The sequence below is a fragment of the Candidatus Dormiibacterota bacterium genome (assembly GCA_036495095.1).
Lineage (GTDB): Bacteria > Chloroflexota > Dormibacteria > Aeolococcales > Aeolococcaceae > CF-96.
Genome location: DASXNK010000113.1, coordinates 1 through 14,952 on the forward strand (window position 1 = coordinate 1; position 14,952 = coordinate 14,952).

Annotated in this window: 11 protein-coding genes; 7 read left to right on the forward strand and 4 right to left on the reverse strand. The window is 75.3% G+C overall.

All coding sequences use genetic code 11. From position 1 onward, the window contains the following. From sucD to VGL20_12365, 5 genes are all read left to right on the forward strand, one after another. Positions 1 to 775 (forward strand): succinate--CoA ligase subunit alpha (gene sucD, locus VGL20_12345; protein HEY2704472.1); only part of this gene is annotated, 775 nt, incomplete at its 5' end. Between the two features lie 32 nt (positions 776 to 807). Beyond that, the gene (locus tag VGL20_12350) at positions 808 to 1,980 is read left to right on the forward strand and encodes an acetyl-CoA C-acyltransferase (protein HEY2704473.1); all 1,173 of its coding nucleotides are present in this window, start codon (positions 808 to 810) and stop codon (positions 1,978 to 1,980) included. 42 nt (positions 1,981 to 2,022) lie between these two features. Then, a complete protein-coding gene (locus VGL20_12355; protein HEY2704474.1) occupies positions 2,023 to 3,204 on the forward strand; it encodes an acyl-CoA dehydrogenase family protein in 1,182 nt (393 codons plus the stop codon). Positions 3,205 to 3,286: 82 nt separating this feature from the next. Further along, entirely contained in the window at positions 3,287 to 4,435 is a 1,149-nt protein-coding gene (locus VGL20_12360; protein HEY2704475.1) for an acyl-CoA dehydrogenase family protein, read from the forward strand. Between the two features lie 199 nt (positions 4,436 to 4,634). After that, positions 4,635 to 6,392 (forward strand): LCP family protein, encoded by a 1,758-nt coding sequence (locus VGL20_12365; GenBank protein ID HEY2704476.1) that lies wholly within the window; start codon positions 4,635 to 4,637, stop codon positions 6,390 to 6,392. Between the two features lie 8 nt (positions 6,393 to 6,400). Here the strand turns inward: VGL20_12365 and VGL20_12370 are convergent, their stop codons facing one another. The 3 genes from VGL20_12370 to VGL20_12380 all read right to left on the reverse strand — a co-directional run bounded on the left by VGL20_12370 (position 6,401) and on the right by VGL20_12380 (position 12,026). After that, positions 6,401 to 8,065, reverse strand: coding sequence for an FAD-dependent oxidoreductase (locus VGL20_12370; GenBank protein ID HEY2704477.1), 1,665 nt, complete (start codon positions 8,063 to 8,065; stop codon positions 6,401 to 6,403). A 25-nt stretch (positions 8,066 to 8,090) separates the two neighbouring features. Then, positions 8,091 to 9,107 carry a kelch repeat-containing protein gene (locus tag VGL20_12375; protein ID HEY2704478.1) on the reverse strand — a complete coding sequence of 339 codons (1,017 nt, stop codon included), beginning with the start codon at positions 9,105 to 9,107 and terminating at the stop codon, positions 8,091 to 8,093. A 156-nt stretch (positions 9,108 to 9,263) separates the two neighbouring features. After that, positions 9,264 to 12,026: an AAA family ATPase gene (locus tag VGL20_12380; protein HEY2704479.1), complete on the reverse strand. Its 2,763-nt coding sequence runs from the start codon at positions 12,024 to 12,026 to the stop codon at positions 9,264 to 9,266. A gap of 113 nt (positions 12,027 to 12,139) precedes the next feature. On the opposite strand from VGL20_12380, the gene meaB reads away from it, so the two are divergent. Then, the gene (gene meaB, locus VGL20_12385) at positions 12,140 to 13,078 is read left to right on the forward strand and encodes a methylmalonyl Co-A mutase-associated GTPase MeaB (protein HEY2704480.1); all 939 of its coding nucleotides are present in this window, start codon (positions 12,140 to 12,142) and stop codon (positions 13,076 to 13,078) included. On the opposite strand, the gene VGL20_12390 is transcribed toward meaB, so the two are convergent. After that, positions 13,030 to 13,818 (reverse strand): hypothetical protein, encoded by a 789-nt coding sequence (locus VGL20_12390; protein HEY2704481.1) that lies wholly within the window; start codon positions 13,816 to 13,818, stop codon positions 13,030 to 13,032. The two genes, meaB and VGL20_12390, sit on opposite strands and share 49 nt — an antisense overlap. A 92-nt stretch (positions 13,819 to 13,910) precedes the next feature. On the opposite strand from VGL20_12390, the gene VGL20_12395 reads away from it, so the two are divergent. Then, on the forward strand, positions 13,911 to 14,840 hold the full coding sequence (locus VGL20_12395; protein ID HEY2704482.1) for a DnaJ C-terminal domain-containing protein: 930 nt from the start codon (positions 13,911 to 13,913) through the stop codon (positions 14,838 to 14,840). Positions 14,841 to 14,952: the final 112 nt, after the last annotated feature.

Sequence of the window (14,952 nt, forward strand, 5' to 3'; positions counted from 1 at the left end):
CGGGGTCGTCCCCGGGCGGGGCGGCGGCACCCACCTCGGGGCGCCCGTGTTCGACACCGTGGCCGAGGCGGTGGCCGCGACCGGCGCCGACTGCGCCTTCATCATCGTGCCGCCCCCCTTCGCCGCCGACGCGATCATGGAGGCGGCCGCGGCGGCGGTGCCGCTGGCGGTCTGCGTGACCGAGGGCGTGCCCGTCCACGACATGATCCGCGCCCGGGCGGTGATCGACGCCTCGAGCACCCGGCTGATCGGTCCGAACTGCCCGGGCCTCCTCACCGCCGGCGAGTGCAAGGTGGGCTTCATCCCCAACCACGTCGCCCGCCCCGGCAGCGTCGGCGTCGTCGCCCGCTCGGGGACGCTCACCTACGAGGTCATCCAGGGCCTGAGCCAGGCCGGGCACGGCCAGACCACCGCGGTCGGCATCGGCGGGGACCCGGTGCTGGGGATGAGCTTCACCGACGTGCTCGAACTCTTCCGCGACGACGACGCCACCCGGGCGGTGGTGATGGTGGGGGAGATCGGAGGCTCCGACGAGGAGGCCGCCGCCGAGCTCATCGGCGCCGGGTACCCCAAGCCGGTGGTCGCCTTCATCAGCGGCCGCACCGCCCCGCCGGGCAAGCGGATGGGCCACGCCGGCGCGATCATCAGCGGGAACACGGGCACCGCGCAGAGCAAGATCGACGCTCTCACCGGCGCCGGCGCGGTGATCGGCGACACCATCGAGGACGTGGTGCGCCTCGTCGGCGAGCGGGTCGGCGCCCCCTCCGGGCGGTAGGCGGCGGGGGCGTCCTCCGTACAATTGCCCGGATGCGCGAGGTGTGGATCGTCGCCGCCGCCCGCACCCCCTTCGGCCGCTTCGGGGGAGGGCTGGCACGCCTCTCCGCGACCGACCTCGGCGCCGTCGCCATCCGCGAGGTGCTCCGCCGCGCCGAGGTGCCGCCGGCCGGGGTCGACCACCTGATCATGGGCACGGTGCTCGCCGCCGGCCAGGGGCAGGTGCCCTCGCGCCAGGCCGGGCTCAAGGCCGGGCTGCCCGCCTCGGTGCCCTCCTTCACCGTGAACAAGGTCTGCGCCAGCGCCCTGAAGGCGGTGAACCTCGGGGCGCTGCTGATCCGTGGCGGCGAGGCCGACGTGGTCGTCGCCGGGGGGATGGAGTCGATGTCGAACGCGCCCTACCTGCTCGAGGAGCAGCGCTTCGGCAGCCGCATGGGCGACCGCACCGCGGTCGACAGCATGATCCGTGACGGGCTCTGCTGCCCCGTCGACGGGGTGCACATGGGCGTCCACGGCAGCCAGGTCGCCGCCGAGATGGGGGTGGGCCGCGAGGAGCAGGACGCCTGGGCGCTGCGCTCCCAGCGTCGCTACGCCCAGGCGCTCGGCGAGGGCTTCTTCGGCGACGAGCTGGTGCCCGTCGCCGTGGCCGGCGCTGCCGAGGTGGCCGCCGACGAGCAGCCGCGGCCGGAGACCACCCCGGAGCGGCTGGCCTCGCTGCGGCCGGCCTTCGATCCCGGGGGCTCGATCACCGCGGGCAACGCTCCGGGGGTGAACGACGGCGGCAGCGCGGTGCTGCTGATGGAGGCGTCACGGGCCCGCGCCGCCGGTCTCGAGCCGCTGGCGCGGTGGGTGTCCGGCGCCGACTCGGCCGCCGAGCACCCCTACCTCGCCACCGTGCCCGCCACCGCGGTGCAGGCGGCGCTGGCCCGCAGCCCGGAGCGGCTGGGGGTCGACCAGCTCGCCCGGCTGGAGATCAACGAGGCCTTCGCCGCGGTGGCGATCACCAGCACCCGGATGCTCGAGGTCGACCCCGAGCGGGTCAACGTCAACGGCGGGGCGATCGCCATCGGCCACCCCATCGGAGCCAGCGGGGCCCGGATCCTCATGACCCTGGTCTACGAGCTGCGCCGCAGCGGCGGCGGCTACGGCGCCGCCGGGATCTGCAGCGGCGTCGCCCAGGGCGAGGCGACGCTTGTCCACGTGTAGGCCGGGGGGCCTCCCCCGATGCGCGGCCCGCATCGCTGCGCGATGACGGCCGCGCCCCCCTCGGCTGACCCGGCTCCGGCGCCGGCGCCTCTGGCCGAGAGGATCGCGGCCTTCGCCGCCGAGGTGGTGCGGCCGCTGGCGCCGGAGATGGCCCGCGGCGGGGTGCGCCACGCCCGGGAGCTGATCGCCGAGGCCGGCCGCCGGGGGCTCGCCGGCCTGCTCACCCCGGTCGCGCTCGGCGGCCAGGACGCCGGCCACCTCGCCTTCGCCGAGGCGGTCGAGGCGGTGGCCCGGGAGTGCGCCAGCAGCGCGGTGATCTTCGACGTCCACGTCAGCGTGGCCAGCGAGCCCTTCGCCCTGTTCGGCGACGCCGAGCAGCAGCGCCGCTACCTGCCCCGGCTGGCCGCGGGGGAGTGGCTCGGCGCCTTCGCGCTCAGCGAGCCGGGCAGCGGCAGCGACGCCGCCTCGCTGGTCACCCGGGCGGTGCGGGACGGCGACGAGTACGTCCTCGACGGCACCAAGATGTGGATCACCAACGCCGGCGAGGCCGACCTCTACCTGGTCATGGCCCGCACCGGCGAGCGCGGCGCCCGGGGGATCAGCGCCTTCCTGGTCGAGGCGTCGTCCCCGGGGCTGCGCGCCTCCCGCCCGCTGCGCAAGCTGGGGCTGCGCGGGTCGTCGACCGCGGAGCTGGTGCTGGAGTCGGTGCGGGTGCCCGCCGCCAACCGGCTGGGGCCGGAGGGCACCGGCTTCCGGGTGGCGATGGCCGCCCTCGACAGCGGCCGGATCGGCATCAGCGCCCAGGCCACGGGCATCGCCCAGGGCGCCCTCGACGCCGCCGCCGCGCACCTGCGCCGCCTCGGCCTCAGCCTGCCCGATGCCGCCCTGATCGACGAGGCCGCCGCCGCCGCGGCGCCGTCGGCGGCGTCGCGGCTGGCGGGGATGGCCGCCCAGGTCGCCGCCGCCCGGGCGGTGACCCGCCACGCCGCCCGGCTCTGCGACCGCGGCGTGCCCTTCACCCGCGAGGCCGCGGTCGCCAAGCTGGTGAGCACCGACGCCGGCGTCGCCGTCGCCCACGCCGCCGTCGAGCTCTGCGCGCCCGACAGCGGCGACGACGCCCACCCCGCGGCGGTGCGCCTGCGCGACGCCAAGGCCTGCCAGATCTACGAGGGCACCAACCAGATCCAGCGCCTGGTGATCGCGCGCGAGCTGCTGCGAGGCTAGCCGCGGTTCACGCGGGAGCGGCTCGCGCGACCGCCATCGTCATAATCGAAAGCGCGAGAGACAGCGCACAGAGGGACCGACCGTGGACATCCGGCTCAACGAGGAGCAGCTGATGGTGCAGGGGTCGGTCCGCGAGCTCGTGCGGGCCCGGATCGCCCCCCGGGCCGCCGAGATCGACGAGACCGAGGAGTTCCCCTGGGACGTCGTCGACATGTTCCGGCAGCAGGACCTCTTCTCGCTCCCGTTCCCGCCCGAGTACGGCGGCCTCTCCGGCAGCGCCCTCACCCTCAACGTCGCCATCGAGGAGATCGCCAAGGCCTGCGCCACCAGCGCCCTCATCCTCGCCGTCCAGGCCCTCGGCGGCTACCCGATCATGCTCGCCGGCAGCGACGAGCAGAAGCAGAGGTGGCTCCCCGACCTCGCCTCCGGGCGCCGGCTCGCCGCCTACGCGCTCAGCGAGCCCGGCGCGGGCAGCGACCCCGGCGGGATGGTGACACGCGCCATCCGGCGTGGCGAGGACTACGTCCTGCGCGGCTCCAAGATCTGGATCACCGACGGCGGGGTGGCCGACACCATCACCGTCTTCGCGTCGACCGGGCCCGGCTCGCGCGCCAGGGGCATCAGCGCCTTCGTCGTGGACGACGCGAGGAACACCCCGGGTCTCACCGCAACCACCATCCACGGCAAGCTCGGCATCCGCGGCAGCAACACCGCCGAGCTGCACTTCGACGACGTGGTGGTGCCCGCCGCGAACCGTCTCGGCGAGGAGGGCGAGGGCTTCCGCATCGCGATGCGGGTGCTCGACCGCTCCCGTCCGGGGGTGGCCGCGCAGGCGCTGGGGATCGCCCAGGGCGCGCTCGACTACGCGGTCGGCTACGCCCGCGAGCGCCAGCAGTTCGGCAGGGCGATCGCCGAGTTCCAGGGCCTCCAGTTCATGCTCGCCGACATGGAGGCGCAGACCGCCGCCGCCCGGGCGCTCGTCTACCACGCCTCCTCGCTGATCGACATGAAGAGCCCGGACGTGGGCCACGCCGCGGCGATCTGCAAGCTCTTCGCCGCCGACACGGCGATGAAGGTGACCACCGACGCGGTGCAGGTCCTCGGCGGCTACGGCTACGTCCGCGAGTACCCGGTGGAGCGGATGATGCGCGACGCCAAGATCACCCAGATCTACGAGGGCACCAACCAGATCCAGCGCGTCGTCATCGCGCGGGACCTGCTCCAGGGCTAGTCGGGGCCGATGTGACGGCGCTGTGACAGCGCCGTCAGGATGCCCGTGCGAGTGCGCTACCCTGGGATCGAGCCGGGGGTGAAACAAACGGGCGGCCTCCGGCGTTTGGCAGAGAGTACGGCGTGCCGGCGGGAACCGGTGCGACCCACCGCCCGCGTGGCCGTCACGGCCCCAGCCGCACCTCCCAGACGTCCCTCTCATGGCAAGTACCACGCGCCGGCGACGGCGCTCGAGCTATGACCTCGTCCCCACCTGGGTCACCCGTGGCCGGGTGCTGCTCGCCTGCGTCGTGCTGGTGATCGGCCTGGTGGGGGGCTACGGGGCGCGCCTGGTGTTCTCGCTCGCCCATCTCTTCGGCGAGAGCCCGATCTCGGTGATCACCGACATCCTCCACCACGGCTCGGGCGGCTCCGGCGTCGTGGCCAACAGGTTCGCGAACGGCCAGCGGGTGAACATCGCCCTCTACGGCTACGGCGGCAACGGCCACGACGGCGCCTACCTCTCCGACTCGATCATGGTGGTCTCGATCCAGCCGCGCGGCCAGGGGAACACGCCGCAGATCGCGGAGATCAGCATCCCCCGCGACCTGTTCGTGCCGATCCCCGTCGGCGGATCCCAGAAGACCTACTACGCGCGGGTCAACGAGGCCTACTCGATCGGGCAGGCCGGGCTGCCGGTCTCGTCCGCCGACTTCAGCGGCGACCACGGTGGCGGGAGCCTCGCCAACGCCACCCTCTCGAAGATCCTGGGGATCCCGATCGACCACTTCGTGGGCCTCGACTTCACCGCCTTCAAGTCGGCGGTCGACTCGGTGGGGGGCGTCGACATCAACGTCGAGCACACCTTCACCGACACCAACTACCCCCGCGGCGAGTGCGACGACCCAAAGCATCCCGACTGCGCGGTCGAGACCGTGCACTTCAACGCCGGCCCTCAGCACATGGACGGCGCAACCGCGCTGATCTTCGCCCGTTCCCGCGAGTCCGCCGATCCGCTCGAGGGCACCAACTTCGCCCGCAACAAGAGGCAGCAGCTGGTCCTCGCCGCCCTCAAGCAGCGGGTGCTGAGCGCCGGCGGGCTGGGCAACCTCCCCGACCTGCTCAACAGCCTCGGCGACCACGTCAAGACCGACCTGCCCCTCGGTGACGCGCTCGCCCTCTACGACCTGGTCAAGGGCGTCGACACCACCAGGTTCGAGCACGTGAGCGTCGACGCCGGCAACTTCATCTACGACTGCGGGCCGCCCTACGGCACCGCCTCCTGCCCGGCGGCATACGAGTACCCGTACGACCGCAGCTTCGGCACCCTGCAGCACTTCGCCCAGAACATCTTCCCGCCCACCGGGGCGATCGCCGAGCACGCGCCGGTGTCCGTGGTCGACGGCAGCGGTCGCGGCTCGGGCGCGTCGAAGCGGTGGGCGTCGCTGTTCTCGAGCGCCGGCCTCGCCGCCACCGACGGCGGGGCGGCGAAGGTCAGCCCCACCACCCACGTGATCGACTCCAGCGGGGGCAGGGACACGGGGACCGCGCTCTGGCTTGCCCGCTTCTTCGGTGTCCAGGTGGAGACGCCCGCGCCGGCCAGCGCCGCGGCCTCCGCCACCGGCGCGACCGGCGCCGCCGCCCCCGGCGGGGTGACCCTCGTGCTCGGCCAGGAGGAGGAGCGGGCGTTCTACGGGTCGGGCAGCTCGCCCAGCGCCTACGCGGGCCAGTACAGCGGCGCCTCCGCGCCGGGCACCGGCACCGGCGTCACCGCCCCGCGCCGGGCCACCGCGCCGCCGGCCACGGCCAGGCCGGTCACGCCGCCCCCGGCGACCTCCGCGGCAACCCCGGGCGACAGCTCGGGTGGCCTCCTGCCGCCGCTCGTCTCCAGCACCGACGCCCCGTCCCCGCGGCCCTCGCCGCGCCCCACCCCCACCCCCAGGGGCCACCCCAGGCCCAGCCCGTCGCCGACTCCCTGAGGGAGGCGTCAGCCGGCTGAGAGCGAGGCCAGGGAGGGCGCGGGCGCGCCTCCGGCCGCCGGCCGGCCCATCCGGAACAGCAGCCGGTCTGCGAGCCGCGCCGGGGCGAAGAGCAGGGGCTCGCTGAGCGGCCAGACCCCGCACCGCGACTCGGTGGACCCCGACGCCTCGAGGATGCCGTTGACGGCGCGGCGGGCCGCCTCGTTGGCCGCCTCCATCGTGGCCAGGTCGGTGTGGGTGCGCACGTAGTCGGAGGCCAGGAAGAGGTTGTCGATGGCGGTGACGGCGCGGGGCCGGTGCGCCCAGGAGCCGCTCGTGTTCACCAGCAGCGGCTCGGCGTTCACCCCCGCCTGGGGCGGATTGGGGAAGGTGATGTCGGTGTCCACGAAGGCGGTGACCAGGTTGCCGTCGTCGAGGCCCTGCACCCCCCGTGCCCGCAGCTGATGGCGCACCTCGGCGACGAGCTCCTCGCGGCTGCACGACTTCGCGTGCTTGCCGGTCAGCTCGCCCGCCGCCTCCCACTCCGAGACGTCGACGGACAGGATGCCCGACACGGTGCCGTCGCCCCTGGCGCGGAGGTCGTGATCGGGCCAGAACTGCTGCTGTGAGATCGAGGTCAGCGCCCAGGGCGAGTCGATGTAGATGCTGTGCCCGCGCACCATCGGCGGGTCCTCACGCAGGTAGAACATCACCCCGTTCATCCAGCGTGTCTGCAGCCGTCGCAGCCCGCCGAGCAGCGGGTCGGCGCGGCGCAGCGCCGGCCCCACCAGCTGCTCCATCACCTCCTTGGGCACGGCGGCGACGTAGTGGTCGGCGGTGCGGGTGGTGGTGGAGCGCCCCTCGCGGACGGTGATCCCGGTGACCCGTCCCCGCCGGCAGCCGATCGCGGTCACCTCCGCACCCATCCGGTACTCGACCCCGAGCGCGCGCAGGTGGCCCAGCCAGGGGTCGATCCAGACCTCGTTGGTGGGGCCGTTGAGGAGCCGGTCGGTGCGCCCCCCCGGCCGCATCAGGTCGAGCAGCAGCTGCACCAGGATGTAGCCGCCGGCACGGGCGCTGAGGCGGCGCGCCTGGGCTGCGACCAGGGTGCGGCTGAGCCCGTCGGCGAGGTAGAGCTGGTACTTGGCGGAGCGCTGCGCAGCGCCGGAGAAGGTCCACCAGTCGAGGTTCTCGTACTCGATGTAGCGGCGCGCCTCGCAGCTGCGAAGCATCGTCAGCAGCCGCTCGGTGAAGTGGGCGAGGTCGAGCGGGGGGATCCCGGGATCGCCGAGCAGGTTGCCGATCACCGCCCCCAGCCCCAGCCGCAGCTCCTCGAGCGAGGTGGGGAAGCGGGCGGGGATGACCACGTTGGCCAGCCCCACCTGGGCCATCTCCAGGCGGGTGGCGGGCACCAGGTTGTCGAAGACCCCGTTGGGCCGGCCCGGCACCGGGATCCGCCGCATCGTGTCCGGCAGGTGACGGTAGAACCCGGGGAAGAAGCGGAAGCCGTGCTCGGCGGGGAGGTCCGGCCGCCCGGCGGTTCCGCTGCCGGGCACCGGCATGCTCCGCGCCTTGCCGCCGGGGATGGTCCTGCGCTCCAGCACGGTGACGCGGAAGCCACGCTCCGCGAGCTCGTGGGCGGCGCTCATCCCGGCGACGCCCCCGCCCATCACCAGGACGGTTGGCTCCCTCATGGGCAGACCCTCGGTGCCGGTCCGGTCAGCCCGGGCCCTCGACCGAGAACAGCTCCGACGAGGCCAGGGCGCACCGCCTCTCGCCCCACCGGGTCAGGCCGCCGGCGAGGAGGACGCTGCCGTCGGCGAGGCGGGTGGCGGTGTGGGCCGCCCGTGGGGCGGTGCTGCCCGCCGGCGCCCACGCGTCGCTGCACGGATCGTAGACCTGGGCGGTGTCCAGCGCGCACCCGGCGCCGTTCCAGCCGCCGGCGACGAGCACCCACCCGGTGTCGAGCAGGGTGGCGGTGTGGGAGCGGCGGCGGTGCGGCATCTCCGCCTGGGAGAGGAAGGTGCGCCGCCCCGGCCAGAAGCGCCGGACCGTGGCCACCGCACCGCTGGAGCCACCCCCGGCGACCAGCACGCTGCCGTCGCTGAGACGGGTGGCGCTGTGGCGGGCGGGGGCGGCGTTGGCGCCCAGGGTCTGCCGCCAGCCGTCCACCCCGACCGCATAGATCTCCGCGGCCTGGAGCAGCTCGCCGTCGCCCTCACCGCCGGTGACCAGCACCGCCTCGCCCTCGAGCAGGGTGGCGGAGTGGGCGGCGCGCCCCCCGGTCATGGTGGCGGCACGGCTCCAGAGGTCGAGCGCGGGGTCATAGATCTCCACCGAGGCGAGGCGCACCGGCGGCACCCCGCGGAGGTCGGCGCCCCCGGTGCACACCACCGCGCCGCCGGCCAGCCGGACCGCGGCGTGGTGCGCCCGGGGGGTGGCCATCGAGGGAGGCTCGCTCCACCGGTCGCGCTCCGGGTCGTAGAGCTCCACCGAGGCCAGGCTGCCGCCGTCGGCGGCGCCCCCGGCGACCAGCACGGTGCCGTCCTCGAGCAGGGTGGCGGTGTGCCCGGTGCGGCTCCGCCGCAGCCACGCCGCCGGCGACCACGATCGCTCCCGCGGGTCGAAGACCTCCGCCGACCGGAGGAAGCCGTCCGCCTCCGCGAACCCCCCGGCCACCAGCACCCTGCCGTCGTGGAGCAGGGTCGCGGTGTGACCCTCACGTGCCTGGTGCATGAGCTCTGCGGCGCGCCACCTCCACCTCCCGCCTGACCGGGAACCGGCGTCCGGACGCCGCGGAAAGGGCAGCGCGACCATCGCAGCGTCCTCCTCGCGACCGCCGTCCACCTTCGGCGGTGACTCGAGTCTGGCCCCGCCCGGGGGGACCGAGCGTCACGGATCGCCGTGATCTTTTGGCGTGCCGGCGTGCCGGCCCACCAGCTCCAGGCGGGAGCGGATCCCGAGCTTCGCGTAGACGTGCTTGAGGTGGGTCTCGACCGTGTTCACCGAGACCGAGAGGTGCTGCGCGATCTGCTGGTTGGAGCGCCCGGAACAGACCAGGTCGGCCACCCGGCGCTCCTGGGCGGTCAGCCGCTCGGGCTCGTCGAGCCGGCGGTGGCGCCTGCCGCGCGCCACCGAGAGCTCGGCCCGGGCCTGCTCGGCGAGCCAGGCGGCGCCGGCGGCCTCGGCGGCGTGCAGCGCCGAGGCCAGCGGGGTGCGGGCCGCGGCGGGCCGGCCGCTGCGCCGCAGCAGCGCCCCGTGCTCGATCAGGGTCTGGACCCGCTCCAGGGGCAGGTCGACCTGGTCGTGGAGCTCGAGAGCGGCCTCGAGGTGACGCTCGGCGGCGGCGGTGTCGCCCTCGGACTCGGCGAGGTGGGCGCTGCCGCAGGCGAGGGCGATCCGCGGCCAGCGGCAGGGCAGACGGACGGCGCACGCCGCCAGCCAGTCGAGCACCCGCCGGGCGTCGTCCGCCCGCCCGGCGCCGACGTGGGCGGCGACGGCGTGGCGCGCCCAGGGCACCACGCACGGCTCGCCGATGCCGGCGCGCCGGGTGAGGTCCTCGGCCCGCGCGAACCAGTCGCTGGCGGCCTGGGCCCGCCCCTCGGCGAGGCTGCGGCGGCCGCGCACGTGGTGGACCCAGAGCAGGGCGATGGCCGGGGGCTGGGGGAGGGCCTCCACCAGCCCGCACCAGCGGTCGCTCTCCTCGAGGCGCCCCATCAGCTGGGCGAGGATCGCGTTCCCGGCCGCCCCGAAGGGGGCCATGAACGGCACCAGCTCGCCGATCGCCGTGCCCCGCTCGGCGAGGGCGAGCGCCTCGTCGAGCCGGCCGGCGCGGATCAGGGTGTCGCCGAGGCTCAGCGCCACCGCGGCGATCGCCTCCACCGCACCCATCCGCTCGGCCGCGCCCAGGGCCACCTCGAGCACCCGCCGCGCCTCGGTCAGGCGCTCGGCGTACTTGCCGACGTGGCCGTGGGTCATCAGCGCCCCCCAGCTCGAGGTCAGCTCGGAGAGGTGGGCCCCGAGGTCGCGCTCGACGTCGGCGGCGGCCGCCGCGGTGGCGTCGAGCCCGGCGGGGTCGCCGGAGAGGAAGCTGATGAACCCCCAGGCCGAGCCGACCCGGGCGCGCAGCGCCTCGTCGACGTCCTCGGACAGCCGGCGGGCCCGGACCACCGCCCGCAGCGAGTCGCCGGGACCGAGCGTCAGCCACGAGGTCTGGGCCTGGTCGAGGAGCACCTCGACGGCGGCGGGGATCAGCCCGGCCCGCTCGGCGAGCATGGCGGCCTCGTCGAGGTGGAGGGCGGCGCGGTCGCTGGCGCCGGAGGCCCAGTGCGCGTGGCCGAGCAGGCGCAGCACCCCGACCCGGTCGGCGTCGGGCAGGCCGGGCTCCTCGAGCAACCGCTCGTGAACCTCGATCGCCGCGGCCGGCCGGCCGCCGCGGAGGAGCGCCTCCCCGAGCATGCCGAGCAGCTCCGGGCTGGGGTGCTCGCCGGAGAACTCGAGCGCGGCCTGGAGGTGGTGCACGGCGGTCTGCAGCGCCCCGCTGCGCAGTGCCGTCCGACCCGCGCTCTCCAGCACCTCGATCGCCGCCGGGTCGCCGACCAGGTCGGCGCGGATGGCGTGCTGCGCGGCCTCGGTGTCCATGCCCTGGCCGGCGAGCACGACGACCGCGCGGGCGTGGAGCCGGGCCCGCACCGGCGCCGCCATGTCCTCGTAGAGGGCCTGGCAGAAGAGCGGGTGCACGAACTCGAGGGCGCCGCCGCCGGAGCCGCGCATCAGGCCGCTCCGCGAGAGCGCCTCGACGGCGGCGTCGACCTCGGCCTCGGCCATCCGCGCCACCTCCGCCACCGGGCGGGTGCGGAAGTGGATCCCGAAGGCGCTGGCGGTCCGGGCGAAGCGGAGCGCCGGCTCGGGGAGGGTGGCGAACCGCGCCAGCAGCAGCTCGTCGGAGATCCACGGGCGCGAGGTGTCGGTGGGCTCGGGCAGGTCGTCCCCCTGGCGCAGGCTCCGGGCCACCTGCTCGAGCAGCAGGCAGTTGCCGTTGCAGAGCCGGAGCGCCTGGGCGACCACGGCCTCCCCCGGGCGGTCGCCGGCCTGGGCGGCGATGAGGGCGCGGGCGGCGGCCTCGCTGAGCGGACGCAGCTGCTCCATCCGGGCGTGGCCGCCGCCGACCAGCGCCGCCGAGACCTCGCGGGCGCGCGGCGGCCACGGCCGCAGGGTGCCGAGCACGGCGACGCTCCGCCCGGCGATGCGCCGGCAGAGGAAGGAGAGCACGGCCAGGGAGTCGTTGTCGGCCCAGTGCAGGTCGTCGAGGGCGAGCAGCAGCGGCCGGGAGCCCTGCTCCTCGATCCAGCGCTGCGCCTGGTAGAAGGCGGCGCCGGGAGAGGTCCCCGCGGGGCCGCCGCCGGCGAGCAGGTCGGGCCCGCCCGCGGCGGCGAGTGCCTGGGTGACCAGGCCGAAGGGGAGCTCCGACTCCATCGGGTCGCCGCGGCCGGTGCCGACGCGGACGTCGTCGCCGGCCAGCCGGAGGGCGTGCTCGAGCACCGACGTCTTCCCGAGGCCGGCCTCGCCGACCACCAGCAGGGTCCCGCCCCGCCCGGTGCGGGCGGAGTCGAGGAGTCGCCCGGTCGCGTCGAGCGCCGCCTCCCTTTCCAACATGCCGGGTCGAGCGTATCCGAGCATCGATGCGTACGCCTAGAGACGTGACACCGATAGCCAGCGGCTCCCGCCGCCGTCGCTGAGGGCCTTCCCCGTGACTAGAGTCCCTCCCCATGGAGCTGGCGGAGCGGTTGCTGGACGGGGACGTGCGCGCCCTGGCGCGGGCGATCAGCATGGTCGAGGACCGCTCCGAGGCCCTTCCCGAGCTGCTCAGCGCGGTCCGCGGCCGCGCCGGGCAGGCCCACGTGGTCGGCCTCACCGGGCCCCCGGGCAGCGGCAAGAGCACCCTCGGCGACGGCATCGTCGAGCGCTGGCGGGGCCTCGACCGCGAGGTCGGCGTCCTCGCCGTCGACCCCAGCAGCCCGTTCAGCGGCGGCGCCATCCTCGGCGACCGGGTGCGGATGCAGCGCCACGCCCTCGACCGCGGGGTCTACATCCGCAGCATGGCGGCGCGCGGCCACCTCGGCGGCCTCGCCAGCGCCGCCCGCGAGGCGATCCGGCTGATCGACGCCAGCGGCCGCCGCCACTGCCTGCTCGAGACCGTCGGCGTCGGCCAGTCCGAGCTCGAGGTGATGCTCACCGCCGACACCGTGGTGGTGGTGACCACGCCCGTGGCCGGGGACGGGGTGCAGCTGATCAAGGCGGGGATCATGGAGATCGCCGACATCTTCGTGGTGAACAAGGCCGACCTCCCCGGCACCGACCGGGTGGTGCGCGAGCTCCGCCGCATGGTCCACGAGAGCAACCGGGACATGCGCGGCTGGGAGCCGCCGGTCCTCACCACCACCGCCACCAGCGCGGAGGGCGTGACCGAGCTGGTCGCGGAGGTCGACCGCCACCTGGAGTGGGCCACCGGCGACGGCGAGCTGCAGCGGCGGCGCAGCCGGCGGCTGCTCGCCGAGGTCGAGGCGATCGTGGCCGAGCGCGCCGTCGAGCGGGCCCGCAGCGCGCTCCGCGAGAGCATCGACACCGACGACCTCGGCGACCTCGCCGGGGTCGACCCCTACGCGCTGGCCGACCGCATCCTCGACAACGGCCGCCGCTCCGGCTGAGCCGTGCCCCGCCGGGCGCCGAGCTCGTCGAGCAGGGCGGCGACCAGGGGGACGAGCTCCAGCAGGTTGTAGAGGAAGTGCAGGTAGGGCCGCTGCAGCGGCCCGCCGGCCAGGCCGCCGGTGGCGAGGATGCCGTTCACCCCGCCGTGCAGCTCGATCGCGGGCTGCAGCGAGACCAGGTAGAGGTAGACGTGCTCGACGTCGTGGAGGCCGGCCACCGCGAAGGCGACCCACAGCCAGCGGTTGTGGCGGAAGCGGAGGAGCAGCACCGCGCACCCCAGCCACACGCTCGAGGTCCAGACCAGGTGGACCAGCTCCTGGTTGAGCCGGGTCACCACCCCCTGGGCGAGGTCGGCGTTGCCGCCGGTGGCGAGCAGCTGGAGCACCTGGACGAGGTGCTCGCCCTGGTGCAGGCCCTGCAGGGTCACCAGCGCCACCAGCGCGCCCAGCGCCATGCCGCCCGGCAGCGCCAGCCGCCGGCCCCGCCCGCCGGTGGCGAGGACGACGACGGCGACGTCCACCGCGGCGACGACCAGCACCGCTCCGAGCACGATCAGCGGCGCCCGGCGGTCGGCGGGCCAGAGGCCGCGGAGCGCGGCCAGCCGTGCCCCCAGCGGCGAGCCGGGATGGGGCACGCGGTGGTGCGCCATCCAGAGCATCGCCGCGGTCGCGGTCACCAGCACGGCGGCGACCCAGGCCAGCCGTCGCGTTCCGAAGCGCCCGGTCGCGGTCACTGCCACTCCGTCATTGTAGGGGACGGCGCGCCGGCGATCGCGTCACCCGCTTCAGGCATCCCGTTTCGCGCCGGGCCGGCGCGAGGTACGCAGCAGCGATGGAGTACACCGACTACTACGCGGTGCTGGGCGTTCCCAAGAACGCCGACCAGGCCGCGGTCAAGGCCGCCTACCGCTCGCTGGCGCGCACCCTCCATCCCGACGTCAACAGGGACCCGGCGGCGGGTGAGCGCTTCAAGAAGGTCAACGAGGCCAACGCCGTGCTCGGCGATCCGGACAAGCGTGCCAAGTACGACCGCCTCGGCGCCGACTGGGAGGAGCTGGAGCGGCGGCAGGAGTTCACCCGTCGCAGTGGGTCCGCGGCCACCCGGCCCCCCCAGGCCGGCGGCGACTTCTTCGAGACCTTCTTCGGCGACGGCGGGCTCGACCTCGACGAGCTGCTCCGGGGGGCCGGTGGTCGCACCGGCGGCTTCCGCACCCGCGCCGCCGTCCCCCGCCGCGGCGCCGACCTCGAGGAGACCGTGGACGTCACCCTCGAGGAGGCGATCGCGGGGGGCCGGCGGCTGCTGACCCTCGGCGAGCGCCAGGTCGAGGTGCGCATCCCCGCCGGGGTCGCCGAGGGCTCGCGGGTGCGGGTCGCCGGTGAGGGCCGGCCCGGCCGCGACGGAGGTCTCCCCGGCGACATCTACCTGCGGGTGCACCTGCTCCCGCATCCCCGGTACACGGTGCGCGGCCGCGACCTGGTCGCCGACCTCGAGGTGCGCGACCACCAGGCGGTGCTGGGCGCGGCGATCCGCCTCGCCGGCCCCGCCGGCCCGCTCACCGTGACCGTCCCCCCGGGCACCCAGGCGGGCCGGGCGCTGCGGCTGCGCGGCAAGGGCATCCCCGGCCTCGGCCGCGCCGCCCACGGCGACCTGCTCCTCACCGTGCGGATCACCGTGCCACCGGCCCCGTCCGACGAGGAGCGCGGGCTGTACGAGCGGCTCGCGGAGCTGGCCCGGGGGGAGGCCACGCCTCCCCCCGGCTGACGCCTCAGCTGCAGGGGCAGGTCCGTCTCACGACTCTGATTGCGGTCGTGAGCCTGCCGGACAAACGCTCGTCTCTGTAGACTTCACCGGCGACCGATCCACTTCAAGCTGG